This is a genomic window from Photobacterium pectinilyticum (assembly GCF_024357955.1).
Lineage (GTDB): Bacteria > Pseudomonadota > Gammaproteobacteria > Enterobacterales > Vibrionaceae > Photobacterium > Photobacterium pectinilyticum.
In genome coordinates, this window is record NZ_JANEYT010000042.1 from 14618 (window position 1) to 40262 (window position 25645).

Genomic DNA, 25645 nt, shown 5'->3' on the forward strand with positions numbered 1-25645 from the left:
GCTATTTATATTGCACGGATAATTTCGCAAATCTCTTTAACGTCGGGCCGAACAGGGTTTGTTTTTAGTGTGATATCCTGCTGTGCTTGGTTGGCTATCGCGAGCAAAAGGTGTTCATCATTTTTGGGGATTAAATTTAACCTTGCACCCACTTCGGTTATCCCAACAGCATCAATTAAGACCCTTGTTTCATGGATCAACGCATCAGCACCAGTCTTACAATCGGCTCCCCGGGGAACGAAACCGAGACAGCGAGCCAACCGCGCATACGTCGCTTCCGTTTTATTACATTTTCGATTGAACTCCATAACAGAGGTCAGTAACAGCGCATTAGCCAAGCCATGAGGTATGTGTAATGTTGCACCTAACTGATGCGCAATGGCATGTGTGAGCCCCAAGCCAGCATGATTGAATGCCATTCCGGCAAGGCATGACGCATTATGTAGTTTTTCACGAGCTTCAATATCGTTACCATCAATAAAAGCTGGCTTTAAATACTTAAACACTAACGTTATGGCCTTTTCTGCAAGAGCATTACTGAAATCGTCACTCTTAGCCGACACTACGGCCTCAATAGCATGGGTTAGAACATCAATGCCTGTATTTGCCGTTACCGCTGGCGGTACAGTCAACGTTTGACTTGGGTCAAGGATTGCGATGTCCGGCAAGAGTTCATCATCAACTAACGGCACCTTGATCTGGCGCTCTGGTTGAGAAATCACACTGATGTTTGTCACTTCAGAGCCCGTTCCGCTCGTCGTAGGTATCACAATAAAGCAACCACTGTGATACCCTCTCTTTTGTCCAACGAAACGAATTGCTTTGGTCAAATCAATCGCTGATCCTCCACCGTAAGCAATGACGACATCTGGCTCAAAAGCCTCCATTACCGACACACCCTTCGCTACATCTTCCGTCGTAGGATCAGGCTTAACGTCTGTAAATAGCGCAACTTGATTACGCTGACTCAACCCCGTAACAATTTGCTTTAACGCCTCAGTTTCGGAAAGAAATGGGTCGCATACCAACCAGATACGCTTCTTACATAGCTGATACAACGCAGCAAGACTATTAGGACCACTTATTAGCTTTGTCGGAATAGAAAATGGCTTCATGGCAGTCAGTCTCTCAGCGAATATTAAAGGCTTCACTCAATACGCAACGACGTAGCCGTGCGAAAGATCGTGCAGAGGTCGTCCCCTCGCCCGTAGGGGTTGCAATGGTAAAGGTTGTAAAGCCCTCAGCACCCACACCAATCCCGGCAAACGATGGAGCATTCTTAACAAAGATGCTGGTACGCATCACTCTTGCCGCACGATTAAGGTTATCAATATTCTTCGAATGCATGATCGCGGTATGCAAATTACCACCCTCAACACGCAGTGCCGCTGACAGTGCGTCATCAAAGCTTGACGCCACTGCAACGGGAAGAAGAGGCATCAATTGCTCAACCAGCATTAACGGATCGTCAGCACCAACCTCAACCACCACCAGCTTAGGAGAACCATTGAAGTCTATCCCTGCCGCTTCCAAGATGGATGCCGGGCTTTTACCTACTAGCGACTTATTCGCCTCACCTTTCTCGTTAATAACTAATTGACGCAGGCGAGCAACTTCAACTGGGTCTTGCACCCAACATGCCCCATTGGCATCGAATGCCTTTAAAAGTGGCTGCGCAACAGATTCAACGACAAGCACTGCTTTTTCAGCGATACATGGCAGGTTATAGTCAAATGATGCCCCGCTAATAATATCCTTAGCTGCTTTTTCGATATCAGCGCTTTCATCAACAATCACTGGCGGATTACCCGCTCCCGCACCAATCACCTTCTTACCCGTCTTCATTGCCATATTGACAATGCCAGGGCCTCCCGTAACCACTAGTAGGGGGATATCTGGGTGTACCATCATCTCCTTGGTTGAATCAAAGCTCGGCGTACTGACACTCACCACCAAATTACGAATCCCACAAACATCAAAAATGATCTGTTCAACCTTATTAATCAGCCAAATAGAGACATCCTTTGCACCAGGGTGTGGACTAAAAATCACACTGTTACCTGCCGCTATCATGCTAATCGCATTATTAATAATGGTTTCCGTCGGGTTGGTACTTGGTGCAATCGCACCAATAACCCCATAAGGCGAATATTCAAACAAGGTTAAACCACCATCCCCAGTCAACGCTTGAGTCGCGAGATCTTCAGTACCAGGAGTATTCTCCAATGCGGCTTTGTTCTTCAGAACTTTATCGGAAACATTGCCCATTCCAGTTTCACGCCAAGCTTTTTCTGCCATTTCTGGAATGTCGTCAGCAAGAGCAACTCGCAGCCCATCAATGATTGCTTTACGCACTGACATAGGGCTAGCATTAAAATCAATGAACGCGTGTTTAGCAGCACTAATTGCCGCATCAACCGATTCAAAACCGGCACCATGTGCTCGCTGGGGTGTAAGGCTAATGCCTGCCTGTGCACTCTGCGCCAGTATATCCTTGACCAATAAATCGATATCTAAATTACTCATACACTCTCGATTTCCTTTAACTATTCGGTGTCTAAATACTCAACAGCTGATAGCACTCAATCGCAGTTCAAGCTATCAACGATGCCAACAATTACCTCATCAATACCCTGATTTGGCTCCTGAAAATATTGTCTTGCAGATGTCCCTTGGGCGACGATAACAATCTCCCCGCCCCCAGCACCCACCGCATCGACTGCCACCTTTTGGGCGCCCAACGCAGTTTCGCCTCCTGCGGTTATCGGCTCAACCAGCATCAGTTTCTTACCGTTCAGTGAAGGGATCTTCTGGGGTACGACTGCCGAACCGATCACTTTTGCGAGATACATACCCTCTCCTTTTAGTTACCAAATAGACCTGCTCACGTTCCATATGCTCACGGGCTAAATCAGTGAGCTGTACACACGGCTGAGTTAACAACCAACATTGGCTTAGCAGAGCAACATCACCATAATTCAGCCACGCGTTCTCACGCAGATGGACCTCAACACCTTTGTGATCCCTAATATCTAGCGGTAATGGCACCAACGGTGACACAGGTAGCATCGGTAGCAATTGTCGATGAATAATCAAGCGCGTAGTTATCCCGATAGACCAAGCTTCCAACACAGTTTTCACTGCGGGGTGACTACTATCAAACTCAGTCAATGCCAGTAAAAACACGAGATCTGGCAATACAATGTGAAACTGAGATACCCCTGATTCTTGTGCCAGCTCTACCAAAGAAGTCAATCCGGACTCCAGTTGACGAGGATGTAAGGCAATCACCTGACAATCTGATGGTGAATCCACCATGGCATTACTCCTGAAAAACTATTTCGCCCACATCATTTGCACCCTTCAAGCCCGCGGCATTGGCCTCATCTGTATCAAGGTGCATCTCTAACACGAGCTGCGGATCAACACGGATCACCACATCTTTAAATAACACCGTTCGTGGCGCTTCACCGACCAAAACATTGACAGACTGACAATCCTCAACCCCAAACAACAAGGCATCGAAAGTATTCATGTGAATATGACGTTTAGCGATAATGACTCCCTGCTCAAGGGTGATCGCCCCATGCTCACTGATAATCTCGATACCCGCCGAGCCCTCTAAATCACCAGACATTCTGACTGGCGGCTTAATGCCTAACTCCCTGGCTTGGGTCGCCGAAACCTCCACCTGGGTATAAGTACGTATTGGGCCAAGAATACGAACGTTATTGATAACCCCTTTCGGGCCTCTCAGAGACACCGTTTGCGATGCTGCAAAATGCCCAGGCTGAGCCAAGGGCTTGGAAACACCGAGGTTTTGGCCAGGAAACAACCGCGCAAAATCATCTTGCGAGAGATGAACATGGCGGTTAGATATTCCGACAGGAACAGCCCTATGACGAAGCACATCAACGACTTTAGCCGCAATAGCACCCGCATCCACAACACTCATACTGCACTTCCTTCTTTATTACTAACGGTGCCTGCTTTGCTATTGCTACTCGCAGCAGGTGATATAGTTGAAGGCTGACGCTGTTTGCCTTGAAGCGTCCCTTTTTCTGTTTCTTCTGTTTGGGCTGCCGCAGCTGGCTGAATGTTTTTTTGCTGTCTTGTTGGTGTGCTTTTGACGGTAGTACTTTTAACGTTAGTGCTTTTAGCCGTCGTGCGCTTAGTCGGTGCTTTTTTATGACCGGCGTTCTCCAACGCAATTGCCTTGGCTTTTTGTGTAGATTGATTCTCTACGCCTTTGAAGCTATTGGATTTGAGCTTTGGTGGTTCATTCAATAACCGATCCAAACCATCAGCAGGGCGGGCAATGACTTTGCTCCCACATAGCCCTTGTTGGGCTCGGGCAAACGACGCACCAGTATCAACAGCCGCATTGACTGAGCCCACATCGCCAGCCACTTTAATCAGTATCCAGCCAAAACCATTAACCCGCTCTAAACCCAGAATTTTTATATTGGCTGATTTTGCCATTACATCAGCAACGGTAATTGCTAACGCTAACCCAGTCACCTCAACCATCCCGAATGCACTTTTCATCACGTCTACCTCTAAATAATAAGACCCTCAAGCAAGGCAGGCAGACAAGCCTGCCTTGCAAGAGATACTAGCTTTGCGCTGAAGCATCAGCCGTCTCAGGCTGCGCATCACTTTCTTCGCGGGGTTTGAATGAATACAGGCTGGCACCCGCACACGCACCAAGGATTGGCGCCACAATAGGTACAATGAAGTAAGGGAAAACACTACCACCAGTAAAGGCAATTTCCCCCCAACCACTCATGGCAGTAAACAGTTTAGGGCCGAAGTCACGAGCAGGGTTAAGAGCAAAGCCAGTTAGTGGTGCGGTTGCTGCACCAATGACAGCGACGAGCAAACCAATTAACAGTGGAGCCAGTGGACCACGTGGTAAACCGTTACCATCATCAGTTAATGCCATGATCAACAACATCAATACCGCAGTAATTACAAACTCAACCACACCTGCTTGTAAAATGCTGATATCAGAATGAGGATAGGTGCTGAATAGCCCGGCTAAAGAAAGGCTGTCCACACTACCACGGGTAATGCCGTTTGCCAGTTCATATACATCAAATAGGTTGTGATAAATCAAATAGGCCAGTGCCGCCCCAGAAAATGCCCCGGCTGTCTGGGCAACGATATACGGAACAACTTTATTACCATCGAAATTTGCATACCGCCATAATGCAATGGTCACGGCCGGATTTAGGTGTGCACCAGACACCCCTGCACTCAGGTAAATACCTAAAGCAAATGCGACACCCCATACAATACATATTTCCCACAAACTAAAGTTAGCGCCAGCCAGTACAGAAGCACACAAACAACTCACGCCGAAGAAAATAACAACACCCAGGCCAAGAAATTCTGATATGCATTGGTGCAGAAGTTTTTTTTCAATAAAATTACTCATTTTATATCCTTAATAATTTTAACCGCCAACCACACACTCAATACCGAGGGATTCCACAATTTCTTTATATCGGTTGACTTCGTCATTTGACGGCGTTTTAAACTCCTTGCAATAATATTCTTTACCAAGCAAGGAATATTTGTTTTGACCAAAATTGTGATAAGGAAGAAGGTGTAATCTGGCAACGTTATCCATGTGGGTAGCGAAAGTTGCAATCGCTTTTACACTTTGTTCATCGGCGTTAAACTCTGGAATTAGAGGTACTCTTATTGATACCTGCTTCGCTAACTTGGAAATTGTCAAAGCATTTTTAAGCACCACTTCATTTGCCAAACCAGTATATTTCTCATGTTGCTTACTGTAGAAGGTTTTTATATCCAACAGAACGACATCCAACAAAGGGATTATTCGCTTCAATACATCTGGGCTAGCAATTCCAGTGGTCTCCATCGCCGTATGTAAGCCACGAGCCTTTGCCGCACGAAGCAGCTCTTCAACAAACTCCGGTTGCGCTAACGGTTCACCACCTGACAGGGTTAGCCCTCCATTAGAACGCCGATAATGCACTGAATCTTTACACACTTCATCCAGTACTTCTTTTACACTCATTTTACTGCCGGCAAGCGTCAACGCATTGGATGGGCAAACGCCAACACAACTACCACAGCCAATACATTTGTCATGATCTACCCGATTAGGGCGATTTAAACTTATCGCTTCTTGAGGGCAGGTTTTAGCGCAGTTACCACACCCAATACACTTTTCTTTTTCAAACATCACCGATGGTTTGAATTTCTGTGATTCTGGATTACTGCACCATTTACAAGACAAATAACACCCTTTCAAAAACACAATAGTTCTAATTCCTGGACCATCATGTAATGAAAACTTCTGAATATTAAATACCGTGCCTTGCGTATCTTCGTTATACATAGAATAACCTTCCACCATTAGTATCTAGACGACTCCGCACATAAAAAACCTTTCATAATAAATTTATGATTAACTTGTTATATGCGGAGCATCTTGACTTAGAACATATGTTCAGTACGTTCAATAATGTCGTCTTGGATACTCTTATCCAAAGAAATAAATTGCGCACTGTAACCCGCAATACGAATGACTAAGTCACGATATTTCTCTGGTTCTTTTTGTGCCGCTAACAAGATGTCACGGTTAACCACGTTGAACTGTACGTGCATACCTTTATGGTCGAAGTAACTACGGATGAGTGCACCCATATTGCTAAGCCCATTCTCACCTTGCAAAGCAGTTGGATGGAATTTTTGGTTATACAAGGTACCGTTTGAGGCAATAAAGTGGTCCAATTTAGCCACTGAGTTAGTCGCTGCAGTTGGTCCACTTCTATCCATACCACGACTAGGCGACACACCATCAGCCAACGGTTCACCGGCCATCCTGCCATCCGGTGTCGCTCCTACTGCGGTTCCCATCAAAACATTGATTGACGCAGGATAAAGTCCCGCTTGGAATGAACCACCACGAGGGTTGGTGTATTTTTGAACCTCACGACAGTAAATCGCTGCACCTTCTCGTGTGAGCAAATCCACCTCATCAATGTCATTACCAAATTTCGGCGCATCAATCAGCATTTGACGTACCGAGTTCGTTTTCGAGGTCAAAACGCTCACATTACTCTTCAATGCTTGCGAATCCAGTAAAGCTGCAGAGCCAGTTTCGGCAAGTACTTTCTTCACTGCATCCATCACCATGTCATAGGCAGGATCATTGGCGCTATTAGTTGGTCCGGCAGCTTCACCGCCAAAATTGGTATCCAAGGCATCTTTAACTTGTTGAAGGGTCAACTTACCTTCATCAAATACCAGTTTCTTAATCGCAGTGAGTGAATCGCCAACATTCGCCGCACCCACACCTTGCGGACCACTGAAGTTGTACTGTGCGCCACCTTCTTGCAGAGACTTACCATCACCGATACAGTCATCGACCATGCACGACAGATACGGCAATGGTGCACGCTCGGCATGTGAAATATCAACACAGTTATCGGCAGTGATCAGGTGAAGAACAAAGTATTCAGCTTGCTTTTGATAAGCATCCATTAGCTCATCAAAAGATTTTAATTCAGTAAGCTGTGGCGTAACTGGACCCAGTTGTTGACCATCAACTTTACCACCATTGAGAGTGATCTCTAGTAATTTACCTAGATTAAAGAATGCCGAATCATGCCAACCTTCTGTTTTACCTGGGCACTGAGGTTCCACACAGCCGATAATGCCGTACTGACGTGCATCTTGCAGGCTCAAACCCCGGTTAACCAGAGCGGTAACAATCACTTCATCGTTATAGAAAGCAGGAACCCCTAAACCTAAGCGGCTCAACTCACACGCTTTAAGCAAGAACTCATTCGGCGTTTTCGACCATACACGAACCGAGAACGAAGGCTGAGGTAAACGTACGCGCGCGGTTGCTTCCATACACATATAAGACAAGGTGTTAGTTGCATCTTCACCATTTTGATCTTGGCCACCAACAATCAAATTTTGGAACATAGGGTAGCCACCAAACGCATTGGTAGATACCTCATCACGCACTTTGTTAATATCGTTAAGTTTAACCCAAATACAATCAATCAGCTCTTGTGCACACTCAGGTGAAATTTCTTTGTCCATTTCAAAGTAAGGGTGCATGTACTGATCAAAACGGGTTGGTGAAATCGAGTGGCCATTGGATTCCAAACCAATCATCAGATGGACAAACCAAAATGCCTGACACGCCTCATGGAAATTCGTCGCACCTTGCTCTGGAACACGACGGCAAGTTTCAGCAATTTTTTGCAGCTCTGCTTGACGAGCACCACTTGCTGATTGCGCTAATTCACTGGCCTTATTGGCATAACGTTTCGCAAACTGAATCGCGGCATTACAAGAGATAATAATGCCTTTATAAAACTGTTCTTGCTTGATGTAATCAGGGCACGTCTTATCAGCCGATAACATTTTCTCAGCGACTTCGGTAATAATTCCCTGATAACCAACTTTAAGCACTTTTCCGTAATCGACAGAAATGTGCCCTACTCCATTCATGTAATAGTTACCAACGGTAAATACGCCGGCATCCATACACGCTTGCGTGTCTGATGACATATAAGAGGTGGCAAGTTCACTGGTCGTTTTACCCTGCCAATATGGGAATACTTCGCGTAGTTCTTGTTTTGCTTGCTCAGAAATTTGAAATGAATCACCGCTTCGCTTACCGACACGCTCAAATTCATCCTCAATCCAGGTGTTTGAGAACTCAGGAAAGATTTGTGATGAACGAGGTTCAATGGTTGCACTGCCCACGACCAATTCATTATCGCGGATCACGACAGGGAGTTCGGCTAGAATACGCTCAAACGCCTTAGCGCGACGAATGATTGCAGGTTTACCTTCAGTTTCTTTATAAGAGGCAGTAATCGCTAAAGCACGGGCTGTTTCAATACACGGCACAGCATCTAATATTTGGTTACGTAGTGACTCGACACGACACGTCGGCTCACTAAATCCTTGTGATACAGGTTTCATTATTATTATCCTTCTATGGCCTAAATGTAGGGTTTAGTAGCAGACGGGGCTTCACCACCCATGGTTTCAAGCAAGCTGATACCAATTTCACGAGCAGTCGAAACCGCTTGTCGAACCGCACCAGAGTCACCAGAAATGACCAAGGTAGCTTCATTCGAAAAGCTCGTTCCATTCGCCGGAGAACAGTAAGCGACGGTATTAACATTGGCCGCTTTAAGCGCAGCATCCGCCATTAACACACCAATAGAAGCTGGTGCACCAACAATAACGCCGCAGGCCCTGCCCAGTGGCGCCCCAAAGGCTTTCTCCAATGCATAGCTAGCACGAGCGCTGTATTGCAGTTCCACATGGCCCGCATCATTGGCATAAACATCACCAAAGGTACGCTCTAGTTGACTAAGCGCGACTTCCACAGCACGCTTAACATCAGACACATCCGAACCACCAAAGATGATTAATGAACCATGTCCCGCACCACCTTTGGTGTCACGAGGTAGTTCGATTTTCACGACTTCAGTATTGGTTGCTTTTACGGCTTCATCCGCAGCCATAATATGTGGGCCGGCACCTGTTCTCGCTCCCAATATACCGATAGAGCGGTATTTCTTATCGAGGTTCATCACTTCTAAAAGTTGACTATCAACGTTCGCAATCACGAGGCCAATCGTGTCACCAATTGCAGTGCCAACAAACTCTGTCATTGCATTGTTTTTTTTGGCTTTTACAGGTTCTTGACGTGTGATTACTTCAGGAGGTTGGCTAGTCACGGGTACGAGGGAAGTCTCTCCCTGCTCCCCGACCTTCTCTAATACATCAGAGATTATTTGCTCTACTGTTGTTATCGTTGTCATCATGCAATTCCTTCAGGAAGGGCGGCGGGTAGTACAGCTTCAACATCCGTATGTGGCCTTGGAATAACATGAGTGGCAATGACATCACCCACGTTACTAGCGGCACAAGCACCAGCATCTGTCGCAGCTTTTACTGCCCCTACATCACCACGAACAACCACTGTGATTAGCCCTGAACCAATCTTTTCATAGCCAACCAACTGAACATTTGCAGATTTAACCATGGTATCGGCAGCTTCAATTGCTGCAGTTAAACCGCGAGTTTCAACCATTCCTAACGCTTCTTGTTGCATCATTGTCGCCTCTTTATTGGTGTATACCGGATTACCTTAAATCGACAAACATCACCTAAATGATGACTCGTTTTAACAGGCTTATGGTGCCTTCAAGTAAAACGGGTATAGAAACTAATTAAAAATCCATGTACCTAAATTACTTTGATTCAACAGCCCTGATTGTTCAGGTGTAATTCCTAAGCAAGTCAGTCATATCTCTGTTCACAGTAACTTTGGTGTGTTTGATTCTAAGCGTTAACAATTTAATTATGTTGCTACGAAAGGACTATTGATTGACAAGAATTTTTTATTATATAGCAATAATTTTCTATTTAATGCTGTTTTAAGTAATGAAACACAACAAATTCAATAAGCATTTTTTGCGTTTAGGTAAGATGACAAAAGTGTAAAGTGTCGTATAGATCAAAAAAATAAGCACTTCTTCACTTCGCAGAAGTAAAATACAGCAACCACCAATGCACAAAATTTATTATTATGCTTAAACAAATGAGTCACATGTCATACTTTGTGTATATAAATTACGATAGAATAATTCATATAAAGAATTGAAGCGTAACTAGGCAATTTCTGAGGTTTTCAACAAGATGATTTCTAATGATATAGTAAATGAAATTGCTTATGACTTTGCAATGGCAACTGGATTAGCGGTACTTGTTGTTGATCTCGACGGGAATGAAATATCTCCCCGTTTTAACTTCACCCCCTTATGCGAAAGAATCCGTACTCACAGTTCACTTTTTGAAATTTGCAAACGCTGCGATCGGGTTGGTGGGTTAACTAGCCTTCAAGAGCAAAAAACAATGTTTTATCGATGTCATGTTGGCTTGATTGATTTCTCTATCCCATTGATGATAAAAGGAAACCTACTTGGATTTGTACAGTGCGGACAAGCAAAAATTGTCGATAAAAGTAGGATACCGATCATCACTCATCATAAGCACAACTGGCATCAAAATAAAGAATTGATGAGGTTATACGATGAAATGCCAACTGTAAAAATGCGTAAAATCGTCTCTGCTTCAGCAATTTTAAAAACAATCATTGATAACTACCTTTCTGAAAAATTAGTTTTAAGCTCACTATCAAAATCTAATGAAGAGTCTTTATCTAATGAAAGAAACTGTATTCAAAGCAAATATAAAATTGAAAAAGCGATTGAATTTATAAATAAAAACATAACATCAGAATTAACATTAGATAGTGTCGCTTATCACGTTGATCTAAGTCCATTTTACTTCAGCAGATTATTTAAAAAGCATATCAACATAGGTTTCAATGCCTATCTTAATCAACAACGAATTAATGATGCAAAATTAATATTAACTAATAATAATGCGTCAGTAAGTGATGTAGCCAAACAAGTTGGATACAATAATGCTAGTTATTTTATTAAACAATTCAAAAAACAGTGTGACATGACTCCTTTAGAGTTTAGACATAATAATGAAATATCAGAAATTAACTAACTTTTATTTTCACCATATAATGTAAATGAATAATAAACCGTCACTCAGAATAAATGTATCAATAACTAAATCCTAGTCACACGATCAGGTACTTATACCAAGAACAGCCTATCGCAAAGATTCTTCATCTCAACAAGGAAAACCATCACTGAATATTACGAGCGCCGAGAAGGCAGGCTCATAGCAATGGATTAGATCGAGTAAGATTAATTGAGCCACCTAGCTGCCTTGCTAGTTAAACTCCAGGAGTTAATTGACAACTAATTGTTCGACAGATTTCTAACAACTCATTTTTTGTGGTTTCAATACTGTCAACCGCGTGGTGAACAGCATCCGAATCAAGGGTAACATACGGTACAGTCAGAACAGCGAGAAAATCTAGTCCTGAAAAAATAGGCACACTAATATTCATGATCCCTGATATTTGTGGGCTTGGACCAATAAAGTAACCCAGTTTTTTCGTTTGTTCTATCTGCGATTTTGCTTGCAGCATTTCATTTTCAGTAGCACCACTTTGTTTAAATATTTTTTCTCTTTTTTGTGAATCACAAAAGCTTAAAAGCACAATCCCCGAGCCAGAAGAGCACACATCCAACTTAGCACCAATCTTGAGACTAAAGCCCATTTTGTATGGGCTTTCTTCACGACCAATGACAACAAGGTGCTGACTGTCATACCAGGAAATATGACATGACTGATTGACTTTTTCACTCAATTCTTTCATCAGCGGTTTAGCTACATTAAGTAACTGAGATTGTGGTGGATATTGATTGGCTACATTAAACATCTGCATGGAAAACTCATATTTACCACTCTCTTCATGAAATGTGACATAGCCTCGACGAGTTAACACAGAAAGTACTCGGAAAATTTCACCTACGCTACGACCGACAGTTTCTGCGATCTGCTTTTTTGACATGGGGCCTGCTACACTTGCCAATAGCTCTAAAATGTCCAAGCCTTTTTCTAGCGCGGGGGCGTTATACTCCTGCCTAACTGCTTTTTCCAAGTACGTTCTCCTTAATTAACCAAACCCATCATTTTGGGGAGCGTCATCGATATTGCTGGGATATAGGTAACCGCCATCAACACCATAAATATCACGGCAAAGAATGGTAGCAGTGTTTTAATTACATGGTCAATTTTGATATCGCTGATTTTACACCCTGTGAACAATATTGGCCCTACCGGTGGTGTAATGGTGCCTAACGATAGGTTAAACACGAGTAAAATACCAAATTGAACTGGATCCATACCTAAATTCACACAGATAGGTAAGAAAATTGGTGTAAAAATCAACACTGCTGGTGTTGGGTCCATAAAAGTCCCAACGAACAGCAGTACCACATTGATGATCAGTAGAATAATTATTGGATTATCGGTTAGCGACAAAAGTGTATCAGCAATCGCTCCAGGAATATGTGTGAACGCCATGACCCACGACATAACAGATGAAGCGGCGATCATAAAGATAACAATAGCCGTAAGTTTGGCCGTCGAAAGCAAAATAGTAGGTAACTGTTCGACTTTCAATGCCTTATAAATAAATCCTAGTGCAAGCGAGTATACCACTGCTATCGCAGAAGCTTCCGTTGGAGTGAAAATGCCTGCAAGAATACCCCCTATGACCACAACAACCAATGAAAGACTTGGAATCGCATCAATGAACAATCGCACTCGTTCAGAACCACTTAGTACATGCTTCGACATGTAGCCTCTGCGGTAAGCCATAACTCCCGCCATTAGCATGACCCCACCTCCCCATAAAAGCCCAGGTAAATAGCCTCCCATAAACAGTGCCGATATTGATACGGAACCAGCAACGGTTGCATAAACAATGAGAGTATTACTTGGTGGTATAAGCATACCTGTGGGCGCTGAGGCTATATTGACAGCCGTTCTGAATGCTGAATTGTAGCCCTCTTTTTCTTGGATTGGGTTCATGATGCCACCGATAGCTGCCGCCGAGGCAACACCTGAGCCACTTATCGAACCAAATAGCATATTTGATACAACATTCGTTTGTGCCAATGCTCCCGGGAAATATCCAGTAACAATACGTGAACAATTAATTAAGCGTATAGCGATACCTCCATTGTTCATGATATTCCCAGCCAGTATAAAAAAGGGGATAGCTAAAAGAGCAAAGCTATCAAGCCCAGTAAACATACGCTGAGCGGCAGTAGTCATAGCTCCCGCCATCGGCAGAATACTTACCATAGCGACAAAAGAAGGGAGGCCAATACTAATACTTATTGGTGCTCCTAAAATCAGCAGAAAAATCGCACCGCCGAACATAATTAACGCAGCGAGAGTAGCAGCATCCATACGACTTATCCTTTTACGCTCAGTTTCTGAAACTGGTGGATTAGTTTCAATTGATTGATAATGAAATAAACTAGAATTAGCGCACCAGAAATTGGCAATGCAGAGTAAATCACACCCATTGGGATTTCTAATGCAGAATCAAGTTGCCACATTTGGCGTACTGACGCCTTGTAACCGCCCTGCCACATAACGATATAAGCAAAAATAGCGATAGCCCATTCCGTAAAAATATCAACGAGAACCCCTGTTTTAGGAGAGAGCTTGTCGCGAACATAACTGATTGCCATGTGTTCCCTTAGTCCAAACACATAAGCACCGCCAATCAATACCAACCAAACAAACATGTACCTTGACAACACTTCACTCACTGCACTTGGGCTGTCAAAAATGTAACGGGTAACAACCTGATAGGTTACAATAATTGTAAGCAAAGCCATTATTGCAATACACGTTCGCTCTACTACCCAGTCAATGATGATTTTTGACTTCTCTGCCCAAAACAACCATTTTTCCACTAGATTCTTTCCTTGAAATAAAGGGAGCTAGACGCTTGCCTAGCTCCAATAAATTTAGCTCAAATCACTGATCGCTTTCGTCAGTTCTTTTTGCGCATCAGTTTTGATTAATTTTTGCTGAAGCGGTTTGCAGCTGTCTTGGAATTGTTTAACATCAACATCTACAAACGTTGCACCATTGTTTTCTGCAAGTGCACGAGCTTGACCTATTTTGGCATTCCATTTAGCGAACTCGTCGACTGTTGATTCTTTCGCTAGTTTGCGAATTGTAGCTTGGTCGCTCTTAGACATTGAGTTGATAAAATCATCGCTAATGATCACAAGGTCAGGAACCATTAAATGAGAGGTTTTACTGAAGTAAGGTGCGACCTCATAGTGTTTCATATCTGCATAAGTTATTTCGTTGTTCTCACCGCCATCAAGTACACCTTGTTGAACGGCTGTATATACTTCACCTTGACTCATTGGAACACCAGTGCCCCCCATACACCCCAGCATTTCAACCATGGTGTTAGACTGCATTACGCGGATTTTTTGACCTTTCATATCCGAAACAGATTTAACGTTACTACCTTTGGTATAAACATTACGAGAACCCGCGGTATAAGCAGTCAAAACTTCAAAGCCAAACTTTTTGGTTGACGAAAATAGCGAATCTAAAGCACCAGAAGTGAAGACTTTTTCCTGGTGTTCAATGCCGGTATAGGCAAAAGGCATACCGATTGCTGTGAAGGTTTTGTCGTAGTTTTCTACCAGTGGATTAGCAACGACCGCCATTTGAACTGCACCTGATTGTACTAGTTCTAGTGAAGCTCGCTGATCGCCTAATAAAGCATTTGGATAAATTTTAACCGTGTAGCGACCATCGGTAGCCATCTCCAACTGCTTACCAAACTCTTCCAGTGCTAAGTATTGAGGGTGCTGGTCTGACTGATTAAAAGCGGTTTTAATCTCAGTTGCAGCAAAAGTCATTGATGACATTGTCATGGTGATACCAGTTACAGTGGTAAAAAGTACGTTTTTCAGCATTTTGTTCATGTTAACTTCCTATTATTATCATCTAAGCCAATGTATCCATTGGAATAAAGTCCATGTCATCGAATGTTTGATTTTCACCTAACATTCCCCATACAAAGCTATAATTTTGCGTACCACAACCAGAATGGATCGACCAACTCGGTGAGAGTACTAGTTGCCTATCTCTTACGATGATGTGGCGAGTTTCTGTGGGCTCTCCCATCATGTGAAATACAGTTTGTTCCGGTTTAATATTGAAATAAACATATGCTTCCATTCGCCGTTCGTGTGTATGTGCCGGCATTGTATTCCAAACACTACCTGCCGCGAGGTGTGTTATCCCCATACATAACTGGCAAGTTTCAATCACATCTGGGTGAAGGTATTGATAGATAGTTCGTTGATTTGCCGTTTCCAGCGCCCCGAGTTTTACTTCACGTGCTTCATGTTGGGGTATCAATTTGGTGGGTAATGATTTATGTGCCGGAGCACTTAGGCCATAAATAGTCGCGTCACCCTCTAGCTTTTCGATACTAATATTTCTAGAACCTAGTCCGACATAGAGTGCATCCATTGCATTCAAATCGTAGGTTTGGGCGTCAATGGTTACGCGTACTTTGCCAGACAGACAGGTCAACCCTAACTCTCTTCGCTCGAGAAAAAACGCAGTGCCAAACGATTTGTTATCGATCCATTCCTCGAGAATAAGTGGCTCATCGATAGGGCAAATCCCGAGAGCTACTGCGCGATCAATATGGCTATAAACGACTTTCACTTCTGATTTCACAAATAGATCGTCAATTAAAAACTCATCTCGCAGCTGGCTCGTAGTGTACTTTTTAACGTCACATGGGTTTGCTGAATACTTTGTAAGCATAAATTCCCTTCTTATGCAGTAAGTTATACGTTTGATAATAGCACTTGTTCATATATGATAAATATCAGTCGCATGTGAACAGATGGAATCGTGATCATCGACTCCAAATATTAGAGAAAAAATGGTTGTTTTTTGAACTGAGTCAACTTTATAAAATGGCATTTCAATAAACGGAACTTCAGATCGTGCGGTTACATTTTTGCATCTAACTGAGTTTTAATTGTGAGATCTAAAGTAATATGAAGCGTTGTTGTACCAACCGACATAAATATTTGATCAACGACTTATCCAGATTGGTATTAACGGTAAAAAGATTCAAAAAGAAATCGAGTCTTCATACCTTCCAACATGCAGGCACTATGCACTCAGTAGGAAACCAGGAATAAACGTGCTAAATACCCTGAGATAGAAAATAAAATAGAAGGGAACTAAATGCGGGCTCTACGATAAAATCTTTTGACCAAGAACAGCCTATCGCAAAAACTAGCTATGTGTATGTTAGTGGATTTACTAACCATTACTCACTGTAATTAGAGAGCGAGAACCAAGCCATTTCAAAGCGACAATAGTGGCAATAGAACAAATACATTCATTACTTTCATCAACGAACTTTAGTTCTTCAATTTCAGCATCAGGCTGTAACTCACCTTTATAATCAGAGGTATAGCACGTTAATTTGACAGACACCCCCTGCTCTTTACCATCGGCTTGAGCTGTGAAAACCTCAACGTACTTCATGGTATCTGCCACTAAATCAACAGATAATTCTTCTTTAATTTCTCGTATAAGCGCTTGTTTATCGCTTTCCCCTGCTTCACGTTTACCACCAGGGAGATAGAACAATTCCTTGCCTTTCGACCTAACAGTTAAAAGCTTACCGTCACGAATAAATACCCACGCTAATTTATCGATTACTTTATTCATTATCTCTCACAAACTCTACGTTGATTCACATTACCAACCATTATTGTATCTACGACAAATATCATCCAAGCACAAGGTTTTGCTAGCCGCGTTAAATAGCACCCTAAAACCTGAACCTTGCACCATAAACACCAAACGACCGAGACTAATAACGCCAAACACCAGGAGGCATCCTTAAACGCTGGTATGCCTTTACTTTAAGCTTTTCAGATCTGATGTATCGATACCTTTTAACACTTCTTTTGCTACGTCGTCGGGATTGGTCGTTTCAGTTTTTAGTGGGTAACTGCCAGCAATCCCTTTACCAACCGCTGTTGCTTCAGCTTGCAGTTTTTTACCCTCAGACTCACCGGCAAGCCAACCTTGTTTATAATCGACATCTGATTCATAACGTTTTTCATCTTTTATATAGTTTTCAAAGTTATTACCAGTTTCTTGCATACCACTATGCCTACCGTCGTGAAAACCTTGAATATAAGACATGTTATGACCACCTTCAATTAAAGCACTGTCACTTGTCCCACAACCAGTAGAAACGATCGCAACCAATAATACTAATATAAATCTTATCATCTCCGAAACCTCAGCTAACCACTTCATTATATAAACAATAGCGCAGTTTCTTCCGAAGAGGCATTACACAACCATAAGATAAGACCTTGATACTTTTCAAGCCTTCCCCCAACAGCACAGCCATCGCTGACGATGCTTATGATTTGGCCCTTAGCTATGCACTTTTTTCAGTACAGCTATCCATAGTGCTCAACCTAAAACGACAAGATCGATGTCTGTTGAATTTGTGGATATTCAAACTTCACATTTATTTGTATTATGATAAGATTTAACATACAGAATTGAGCCTGTATAAGGGATGAACTCAACTTCCCCAATAAACTATGAGGTAAAAACAAGATGGATAATGTAGCTACACTCATTTACGACACTTCAATGCGTCTAACCGCCCAAAACCCAGAGCACCACGCTGAAATTCGCCAGGGGTTGTATGAACAACTGGGTTTGCCATTTTGCAAGCAACTGGCTCTGTACACAAACGTACTAGGTCCTGCAAGCTCAGGAAAATTAGAGTGCTCTAATCAGATAAAGAAAGCTGTTGATTTGGCTCTCAAGGAGCTCTTCTAGAGTGTAGTAAACGACCCTTTCTTTGCATTGGGTCGTTTAAACTTGCCATTGCCACACTATGGTTACACCGTCACTATGCGTTAGCCAAGCGCCTTTACTACATACATTATTTAGCGTTGTTGCCTTCATTGGTAATGCGCCATTGACTTAGGCCTCCCCTTGTCACCTAATGAATAATCGCAAACACCGTCAGGAAAGGTTTTTTCTAGCGCTATAAGCTGAGCCGTAACATCAACGTCTCCATACATTCCTTTTTCTATCGCCGCCGTGACTGGGATTGTGTGACATTTGAATATACTCCCTTGCCATGGGGCTCCTGCTTGAATGCGGCTATTGCTATAAATCGGGAATGCATCAGCACACGGACCATTTTCTTTGCCATTCCACAGCCCGTCAAAGACCCCTCTCCCAGAGGCATGTATATTCCCATCAGCATTAAAACAGGTATCCGTTGCTAACGGTGGTTTGGTTACCATCACTTTCTGCTCATAACTCATCGATTCGGGTTGATTTTTAATTGCCATTAACCATTCATCCATCAGTCCATAAGCATGCTCTACCGGATTATACTGCTTATCTGAAATCCAAATAACATGGTTATCAGCATGGTGCATTTCATCTAAAATCCGCAAACGGGTCGCGAATGAAGCCGAAGTGTGATGCATATTCAAATCATCTTCCAAGTGATGACGAATATCGATAATAGGTAGACTTACTCGGCCAATGAACACCTGGCCATACTGATAGGCACGCTCGATTGTCGAAATGGAGGCTGAGCGCCGTTTTGCCGGTATAGTGTTATCTTCAGTAACATTATGCTCCCCCCACAATGATAACCACAATGGTGGAATGCTGGCACTGAGGCTTAGCTTTTTCTCCGATTCCATCGCATCAAACGGCTTCCAAGCACCAATTTTCTGATTTATTTCAATGAACTCATCTAGGCTGATTGTTTTATCACGTAATGCTTGTAGCCCATATTGAACACCGACGTTGTCCCATGTTGATTGAGCAAAGCCTTGTTCGTCCTGACCATAAATATGAACGAGATCTTGCCAGTAGTTCCAATTGACCTTCTCGACCACCGATTCATGATAGTAAGGCTGCAAAAAACCCTGTCGCGGATTGTTCAAATAGCTACTTAAGCCAAAGAAACCATTGATACATTCGCTATTTCCCTGCGGAAATTCCGGCAGTTTAAAACGTACTAATTGATTTAAAGGCTGCAGCCAGCCAAACCGTTGTTCTGCTTTATTAATGGCTCTCAGCCCTTCGATATGCTGCCGAGACTGCCAATCTTGCCAGCGCTCTCTATCACTTGCTCTGAAGCTGAAGTAGGTATTGAGTAAATCGCAATCCAAGGCATATATCGACACACTCACCATATCTGGGTATGAGTACAAGGGCAGCAAACCGTCTAGGATCCCTTCGCTGTTTTGAGCAATCAAGTACTGTGCCAACCCTCCTCCTGAACCACCAATACCAACGGTATATAAAGGCTCACCAAATAAGCTGACAAATTGTGTCTTCACTCTTCTTGCGGTATCTTCGGCCAATAACATGTTATAGCCGTAACTGGTTTTGTTACCAGTAGAGGCAATCACAGCATAGCCCTTTCTAATTTGTGCCAGCTCTTTTTTGATCAGCCGGTGCAATTTCATCTTGCCCTGCCGGAAACCTAGGCCTGAACCACCTTCAAAGCGATAAATTAAACGTTTATTCCACACTTTCGCACTATCTTGCTTACCAACTTCATCAATGTTTATCGGCATTACTATCGAATAGATGTAGCGGTTGATCGTCCCCTTCTCAACGCGAATAAGTATGTCACTTTCACTTGGTGGGCTCTGCTTGAGCTCCAGCTCGGTACGATTGGAAACACCATTCTTTTCATCTACGACAACGTATGACAACTGCGTCTTTAGTGCGCAGTCTTTGGAGTAGCCAATTCGCTTTGTACCATCAAATGGATCATACACGGGGACGCCATATCCATCTTGATTGTCAACAATCGGCTGCCCCAAACCAGAGTCGACGGTCATACAGAAAAAGGGGTGTTGATTCGGACCGGAATAGAGTGAGTTAACAGGGCCAATGTCACCAACTCTAATTGGAAAGGTAAACGTTTCTTCTGGTCGCGGACTTTGGCTAATATGCCCATCGATTTGCAATAAGTGATTATGCTCAAGCGGCGCTAGCGCTTTGACTTGACGAGTGACAATACCGCCCTGACTATCAAACTGTAAAGTTATGATAAATAGAATAAAAAGATAAAACACGCCTAATATGAATTTTTTCATCGCATCAACAACGCATCACTCTCCTATAAAGAGTTTAGCGTTATTACGACACAACAAAACCTTGATATCTAGATTTAATAATTAGATAGGCTGGACAAATTGCCGTGATTAAAAGCAAAAAGGGAGCACTATGCAGTGCTCCCTTTTTGACAAATTATGGCTCTTCATGCTCTTGCTGAATGTCAGAGCAGAACTTCAGCTCACCACTTTCAATGTGATGGCACAACGGTGCTCGTCCATTATGAACATTTTCGACTTCTACCCATTTTCCCGCTGATTGTACGCTTCCAGCGAAAAGAAGCCCGGTTACCACCGCTCCACACCCCACACCGAGGATGTTTTTGGTTCGGCGCGTATTACGTGTTTTGATTGTAATTTGCTTTTTCATCTATCTATTCTGTTTTCTTGATTCAAGACTATTAGGCCTGTGACAAAAAAGTACCAACCCAATAGTGTGTTTGCATTCAAACAGCTGATAACTCAATGACCTAGCCAGCATCAAACTGTCACTTTTTTAACATAAAACCTCTAAAGCATTAAAAACAAAAGACTTTAGTGGTCACAGCACCCCGTTACAGGGTTGGACATAATGCAATCTGAACAGAAAATAAACAACCCCGAATTGGGTCATTTGTAAGAAAAAGCGGGTTAATATACGAACGGTGAAAAGCAAACCATGACACCAACGACGGCTAGTTATACATGATGTGATGAACACCTCATTTTTACTGCGAGAGCCTGAAAATCACAATAACTGCGGAGAATGGTTGGACCGAGCCATCGACCAAATGATAGTAATTATCATTAATGGCGATAAGTGCAGAATAAGTACTTCTCAATTTAGATATACGATAGGAGGAGTTATGGACGCAGCCCGCTGGGAGAGACACACGTTATTAGCTGATAATACCGAATGTAACGCAGCATATTGAACAACTGCATTCCCGGAATGAATGCGAAATAAATGTCAAGTTCAAACTGCATTAGGCCCGACTAAAAGAAAGTCCTATTCAATGGGAGCAGCGGTTAAGCAGCCATTGAATAGGACTCTCGTCCTGAATATTTATCTTTACGTCTAAAGCTTCCCTTCCCTTTTTTGGCTTTAACTACGCGGGTTTTGAATAACTGGCTAGTGACCACCGCTTTTAATGCATTGTCCTTGATTACGCCCCGGCCGAACTCAGTATCAACTGAGCCAATATCATAATTATCACTGACTATTGTGAGTGACTGCTTTATTTTCTTACCCATAGATAAATTCCTCTTAGATTACTCTAGATTTTGCCCTTTTGTTGTCCGAACCGTTGACGATACAGCTTAAGGAAGTGAAGTACAATCTCCCTCGCAACATCTGTTTCGCAGTTAGTCAAAAAAACCATTCCTGTCTGAGTATGACGATTAAACAACATCTCAGTACGGATCCCTTTAACCCAACCGCCATGATGCACAAAGCCGGAAATCCCCTTGTAATCAAACGTCCGCCATCCTAAACCGTAATGCACATTACTGAGTTTCGCCCGGTATCGATACTGATTAGCCCGAATGTGCGGCTTATGCATTATCTCCAACAATGGTGGCTGCAATACAGAAGGATTATGACCAAATTGCGCAAGCATCCACTTAGATAGGTCTTGTGCACTAGCATTAACTCCTGCAGCTGCCGGCACTCGATAGTAATATGGAGCAGGCTTAACGGGTGCAAAGCCCGCTTTCACTTTTACATGGGGCGTAACACGGTTAGCTGACTGCTTAAACCCCTCCATTCCATATGATGCATTATCCATTTCGAGCGGCAGAAAAATATTCTCTTGCACAAAGTTTGAGTAATCCATCCCGACAGCCAGTTTTAACATATCCGCGGAAAGGTTGTAGACCACATTTTGATAGCCATAACACTTGCCCGGGTCACAGACAAACTTGACTCTATCAAGCATCTGCAGAATACGCGTGTACTTCACATTATCTTCAATCAAGTCAGAATAAGCTTGGGGAACCAAGCCTGTGGTATGAGATAAAAGATGCCGTAATGTCACGTCTTTGCCTAACTGTGGATCACTGAATTCGATGTTATCCAAATACGGTACAACATGGGTGTCCCACTCTATAACTCCCTGATCAACAAGAATCGACACCGCAGCGGAGGCGAACGTCTTTGATATGGAAGCCAGTGGAAATACAGTCGCCGAGTCTATCTTGTTTTTACTCCCTTTTTTGGTTACGCCATATCCTCGTAATAACCTGATATCACCATTAATAACAACTGCTAATGAGGCACCCGGAATGCCCTTCTTAACCGCTTTTTTGACATATTGATCAAGTTCAACTGCCATGTCATCGTATTCAGCAGCAACGACTGGCACTGACGTCAGCAACCACAAGGCTAACCCCAGGATCCAATAACTTTTCATCAACTTTACTACCTAGCCAAAATTATATTTACCAAAACACGCCAAGGAATGAATTGGATCTATATCCAAGTAACTTCGTTTTAAATTGCTTGGCTTTAAGCGTAGACGTATCAATGAAAGGGCTTTTTTCTCTCAATTGAGAATGCATGTCATGCTTAGTGACATCATTGACAAATTAGCAATTCCATTACGTAAAGTTTTTTCGAAGAGAATAAAATACTGCTATTTTTTAGAGCATTTTTATTTGATTTACTCTAATATGCATTTATTCAGCATTAGTTTTATACAGTGTATTTTTTATGCTTTCATCATTAAAAATAAATACACACGTGTACGCTGAAATATATTTACACCTGTACGCTGAATTAACTTACAGGTGTAAGCTTAAATTGTAGAGAAACGGCGATTTTACTAGCAGTTTAATACCAGAAGTCTGCTGATTAGTATTTTTACACTAAAACAACAAAAATCACTTATCTCAATAAAACAATAACTTAAAAGAAAACCAATGAGAAAACCGAGAGCTAGAACACATTTTTTCTTTTATTATTTTCATTTCTCATTACAATACATCGCCTTGATTCGGCTTAAGGCAGTTTTTAATAATAAGGTATCAAGTCATGAAAGTTGTCGATTATTTTAAGCAAAAACGTGGTGACCTATCACTGCATGCATTTGAATTAAAAGACTTACTCTCTCCTTCATTGCGTGAGCACTGGCTTGACTTCGTTAACCGAGCGAACAAAACTCAGCTTGGTTCCCTTGTTATGGATAAACAGTCTGCATCTAACGATGACGTAGTCGAACAGCCTAGTAAAACAAAGATAGAAAAGACTGTAGTGAACAATATCGCACCTAAAGCTGCTGTAACAACTCCAGCGCCAATTGAAATGAAGCCTGAAGCTGAAGCGCTTTACAAAGAACTGACGGCTACCCTTGGTGAAGTTATCCATACTGGTGAATGGATGACCGTCGATCAGGGTCGTATTAATCAATTTGCTGATGTTACTGAAGATCATCAGTGGATTCACACCAACCCAGAACGAGCTGCGGAAGAGTCTCCATTTAAAACGACTATCGCACATGGCTTCCTGACCTTGTCACTGCTATCTGTTCTTACCGATAGTGTTGACCCTGAGAATCAGAAGTTCCCAACGGCTAAAATGACCGTTAACTTGGGTTTCAACCAGATCCGCTTCCCGTATCCGGTAAAATCTGAAAACCGTATTCGCGCTACAACTAAAATTCAGTCTGTAAAGCCAGTTAAACGGGGTCTGGAAATTGTTCAAGAGCTAACGGTTCAAATTGAAGGCGTTCGACGCCCAGGATGTGTCGCTGAATCGGTTATTCAACTACACTTCTAACCCAAGAACTAACAAACCAGAAAGTTCGCTATGCCAAAGACAACGTGCTTTGGCATTTTTGTATCTGCCTATCAGGCCTTGCTGCCCCACCAACCAATATACCAACCTATAAAACTGTGTGATATATCAGCGCTCAGCCTACCATTATGATTAGCCTTGATACCGTTATTGCTTTAGTTGCTTTTTTAGCCATTACCGCAATAGTAAAGGTGCTTAATATCCAACAAGATACGCGTCATTTAACGTTGGGAGTCCATTAAGTAGAAATAGTTGATATGGTTCACCCTTTAATGATTTTTCGTTTTAACAATCCATACTAACCTACTGCTTTTACACTATGTTTAAAGAGTAATTGAACCGAATGGAGTAGATAAGAATGCCGCTGTTAGCTTGCCCTCTTTGCGAAAAATCGATTTCTAAACGCGCCCATACCTGCCCTAACTGTGGTGAGCCAGACCCGTTTCGCTACTACAGCCGAAAGAGCTGGGTCGAACGCATTATATGGACGGTGGTGATAGCCATTATTGTTATTTATAGTTGGCTAGAATTGCTGCCAATGGTAATTGAAGCGCTTCGTTAGCTTGAGTTCTGTGCTCAAGAATGACGTTCTTCTTTTTTTAGCTGATGAGCTTCTATCTCGCTAATAAGACTAAGTCTATATTGGCGTGTTTCCGTACCATCAAACTTTGCATCGAGCCATGTTTTAACGAGTTGCAATGCAGTAGATAGATCGGTATTGAGAGCACCAAGGGTAAGCACATTGGTATCATTATGCTCTTTTGATTGCTTTACCGTGTAAAGGTTTGTCCCCATCACTGCACGAATATCGTTAACTTTATTGGCGCAGATTGACATACCAACACCTGTGCCGCAAATCAAAATCCCTCTATCTACCTTGCCTTGGTTTATCAGGTTTGTTACCTCCTCAGCATACAAAGCGGAATGTGTTCGGTCTTTATCATCGGTACCAACGTTCACCATTGTATGGCCCAAAGCCTCAAGATTTTCTGTTATACGACACTTCATCTCGACACCCATGTGATCATTGCCAATTGCTATTTTCATATTGATTCAATCCTTTGTTTAAAGCTATACCTATCGCTATGTTCCCTTAAGTTGTTGCTAAACTTAAAGTAGGCAGCAACTGGAGGGAATTTTTATGCTCCAAGCCCAC

The 25645-nt window shown here is 42.7% G+C and carries 27 protein-coding genes; 4 read left to right on the top strand and 23 right to left on the bottom strand.

All coding sequences use genetic code 11. The features are described from left to right. Positions 1–5: 5 nt before the first annotated feature. The 11 genes from NHN17_RS16580 to pduA form a co-directional block, all read right to left on the bottom strand. Complete coding sequence (locus NHN17_RS16580) at positions 6–1115, bottom strand: 1-propanol dehydrogenase PduQ (protein WP_255043742.1); 1110 nt, start codon at positions 1113–1115, stop codon at positions 6–8. A 13-nt stretch (positions 1116–1128) separates the two neighbouring features. Next, a complete protein-coding gene (locus NHN17_RS16585) occupies positions 1129–2526 on the bottom strand; it encodes an aldehyde dehydrogenase family protein (protein ID WP_255043743.1) in 1398 nt (465 codons plus the stop codon). 56 nt (positions 2527–2582) lie between these two features. Beyond that, positions 2583–2852, bottom strand: a complete 270-nt coding sequence (locus tag NHN17_RS16590; protein ID WP_255043744.1) for a EutN/CcmL family microcompartment protein — start codon at positions 2850–2852, stop codon at positions 2583–2585. After that, entirely contained in the window at positions 2788–3318 is a 531-nt protein-coding gene (gene pduM / locus NHN17_RS16595) for a PduM family microcompartment protein (protein WP_255043745.1), read from the bottom strand. Before pduM ends, NHN17_RS16590 begins: the two co-directional genes overlap by 65 nt. A 4-nt stretch (positions 3319–3322) precedes the next feature. Next, on the bottom strand, positions 3323–3955 hold the full coding sequence (gene pduL, locus NHN17_RS16600; RefSeq protein ID WP_255043746.1) for a phosphate propanoyltransferase: 633 nt from the start codon (positions 3953–3955) through the stop codon (positions 3323–3325). Next, on the bottom strand, positions 3952–4548 hold the full coding sequence (locus NHN17_RS16605) for a BMC domain-containing protein (protein ID WP_255043747.1): 597 nt from the start codon (positions 4546–4548) through the stop codon (positions 3952–3954). Before NHN17_RS16605 ends, pduL begins: the two co-directional genes overlap by 4 nt. Before the next feature lie 67 nt (positions 4549–4615). Continuing rightward, positions 4616–5440, bottom strand: coding sequence for an MIP/aquaporin family protein (locus tag NHN17_RS16610; protein WP_255043748.1), 825 nt, complete (start codon positions 5438–5440; stop codon positions 4616–4618). Between the two features lie 18 nt (positions 5441–5458). Then, positions 5459–6373, bottom strand: a complete 915-nt coding sequence (locus NHN17_RS16615) for a glycyl-radical enzyme activating protein (protein ID WP_255043749.1) — start codon at positions 6371–6373, stop codon at positions 5459–5461. A gap of 98 nt (positions 6374–6471) precedes the next feature. Then, positions 6472–8985 (bottom strand): glycyl radical protein, encoded by a 2514-nt coding sequence (locus tag NHN17_RS16620; protein ID WP_255043751.1) that lies wholly within the window; start codon positions 8983–8985, stop codon positions 6472–6474. A 20-nt stretch (positions 8986–9005) separates the two neighbouring features. Further along, positions 9006–9839: a propanediol utilization microcompartment protein PduB gene (gene pduB / locus NHN17_RS16625; protein WP_274134440.1), complete on the bottom strand. Its 834-nt coding sequence runs from the start codon at positions 9837–9839 to the stop codon at positions 9006–9008. Continuing rightward, positions 9836–10129 carry a propanediol utilization microcompartment protein PduA gene (gene pduA / locus NHN17_RS16630; protein ID WP_255043771.1) on the bottom strand — a complete coding sequence of 98 codons (294 nt, stop codon included), beginning with the start codon at positions 10127–10129 and terminating at the stop codon, positions 9836–9838. The genes pduB and pduA overlap by 4 nt, the downstream gene beginning before the upstream one ends. A 587-nt stretch (positions 10130–10716) precedes the next feature. On the opposite strand from pduA, the gene NHN17_RS16635 reads away from it, so the two are divergent. Then, positions 10717–11598 (top strand): PocR ligand-binding domain-containing protein, encoded by an 882-nt coding sequence (locus NHN17_RS16635; protein WP_255043752.1) that lies wholly within the window; start codon positions 10717–10719, stop codon positions 11596–11598. A 235-nt stretch (positions 11599–11833) separates the two neighbouring features. Here the strand turns inward: NHN17_RS16635 and NHN17_RS16640 are convergent, their stop codons facing one another. From NHN17_RS16640 to NHN17_RS16670, 7 genes are all read right to left on the bottom strand, one after another. Next, a complete protein-coding gene (locus NHN17_RS16640) occupies positions 11834–12607 on the bottom strand; it encodes an IclR family transcriptional regulator (protein ID WP_255043753.1) in 774 nt (257 codons plus the stop codon). A gap of 11 nt (positions 12608–12618) precedes the next feature. Continuing rightward, complete coding sequence (locus NHN17_RS16645) at positions 12619–13926, bottom strand: TRAP transporter large permease (RefSeq protein ID WP_255043754.1); 1308 nt, start codon at positions 13924–13926, stop codon at positions 12619–12621. Positions 13927–13931: 5 nt separating this feature from the next. Beyond that, entirely contained in the window at positions 13932–14441 is a 510-nt protein-coding gene (locus NHN17_RS16650; protein ID WP_255043755.1) for a TRAP transporter small permease, read from the bottom strand. A 54-nt stretch (positions 14442–14495) separates the two neighbouring features. After that, positions 14496–15479, bottom strand: a complete 984-nt coding sequence (locus tag NHN17_RS16655) for a TRAP transporter substrate-binding protein (RefSeq protein WP_255043756.1) — start codon at positions 15477–15479, stop codon at positions 14496–14498. A gap of 22 nt (positions 15480–15501) precedes the next feature. Continuing rightward, on the bottom strand, positions 15502–16335 hold the full coding sequence (gene kduI / locus NHN17_RS16660; protein ID WP_255043757.1) for a 5-dehydro-4-deoxy-D-glucuronate isomerase: 834 nt from the start codon (positions 16333–16335) through the stop codon (positions 15502–15504). A gap of 510 nt (positions 16336–16845) precedes the next feature. After that, complete coding sequence (locus NHN17_RS16665; protein WP_255043759.1) at positions 16846–17259, bottom strand: NUDIX hydrolase; 414 nt, start codon at positions 17257–17259, stop codon at positions 16846–16848. 192 nt (positions 17260–17451) lie between these two features. Beyond that, positions 17452–17859: a hypothetical protein gene (locus NHN17_RS16670; RefSeq protein ID WP_255043760.1), complete on the bottom strand. Its 408-nt coding sequence runs from the start codon at positions 17857–17859 to the stop codon at positions 17452–17454. A 312-nt stretch (positions 17860–18171) separates the two neighbouring features. Between NHN17_RS16670 and NHN17_RS16675 the strand changes: the two genes are divergently transcribed. Further along, positions 18172–18399, top strand: coding sequence for a PAS factor family protein (locus NHN17_RS16675; RefSeq protein ID WP_255043761.1), 228 nt, complete (start codon positions 18172–18174; stop codon positions 18397–18399). Between the two features lie 125 nt (positions 18400–18524). Here the strand turns inward: NHN17_RS16675 and NHN17_RS16680 are convergent, their stop codons facing one another. The 4 genes from NHN17_RS16680 to NHN17_RS16695 form a co-directional block, all read right to left on the bottom strand. Beyond that, positions 18525–20699: a DUF6351 family protein gene (locus tag NHN17_RS16680; RefSeq protein WP_255043762.1), complete on the bottom strand. Its 2175-nt coding sequence runs from the start codon at positions 20697–20699 to the stop codon at positions 18525–18527. A gap of 154 nt (positions 20700–20853) precedes the next feature. Continuing rightward, complete coding sequence (locus NHN17_RS16685) at positions 20854–21087, bottom strand: hypothetical protein (RefSeq protein ID WP_255043764.1); 234 nt, start codon at positions 21085–21087, stop codon at positions 20854–20856. A 638-nt stretch (positions 21088–21725) separates the two neighbouring features. After that, on the bottom strand, positions 21726–21950 hold the full coding sequence (locus NHN17_RS16690) for an alternative ribosome-rescue factor A (protein ID WP_255043765.1): 225 nt from the start codon (positions 21948–21950) through the stop codon (positions 21726–21728). Between the two features lie 23 nt (positions 21951–21973). After that, entirely contained in the window at positions 21974–23107 is a 1134-nt protein-coding gene (locus tag NHN17_RS16695) for a serine hydrolase domain-containing protein (protein ID WP_255043766.1), read from the bottom strand. A 620-nt stretch (positions 23108–23727) separates the two neighbouring features. On the opposite strand from NHN17_RS16695, the gene NHN17_RS16700 reads away from it, so the two are divergent. Both NHN17_RS16700 and NHN17_RS16705 read left to right on the top strand, forming a co-directional pair. Beyond that, on the top strand, positions 23728–24471 hold the full coding sequence (locus tag NHN17_RS16700; RefSeq protein ID WP_255043767.1) for a MaoC family dehydratase: 744 nt from the start codon (positions 23728–23730) through the stop codon (positions 24469–24471). 376 nt (positions 24472–24847) lie between these two features. Beyond that, complete coding sequence (locus NHN17_RS16705; RefSeq protein ID WP_255043768.1) at positions 24848–25051, top strand: hypothetical protein; 204 nt, start codon at positions 24848–24850, stop codon at positions 25049–25051. Between the two features lie 14 nt (positions 25052–25065). Here the strand turns inward: NHN17_RS16705 and NHN17_RS16710 are convergent, their stop codons facing one another. Beyond that, positions 25066–25536, bottom strand: coding sequence for an RpiB/LacA/LacB family sugar-phosphate isomerase (locus NHN17_RS16710; protein WP_255043769.1), 471 nt, complete (start codon positions 25534–25536; stop codon positions 25066–25068). Between the last annotated feature and the right edge of the window lie 109 nt (positions 25537–25645).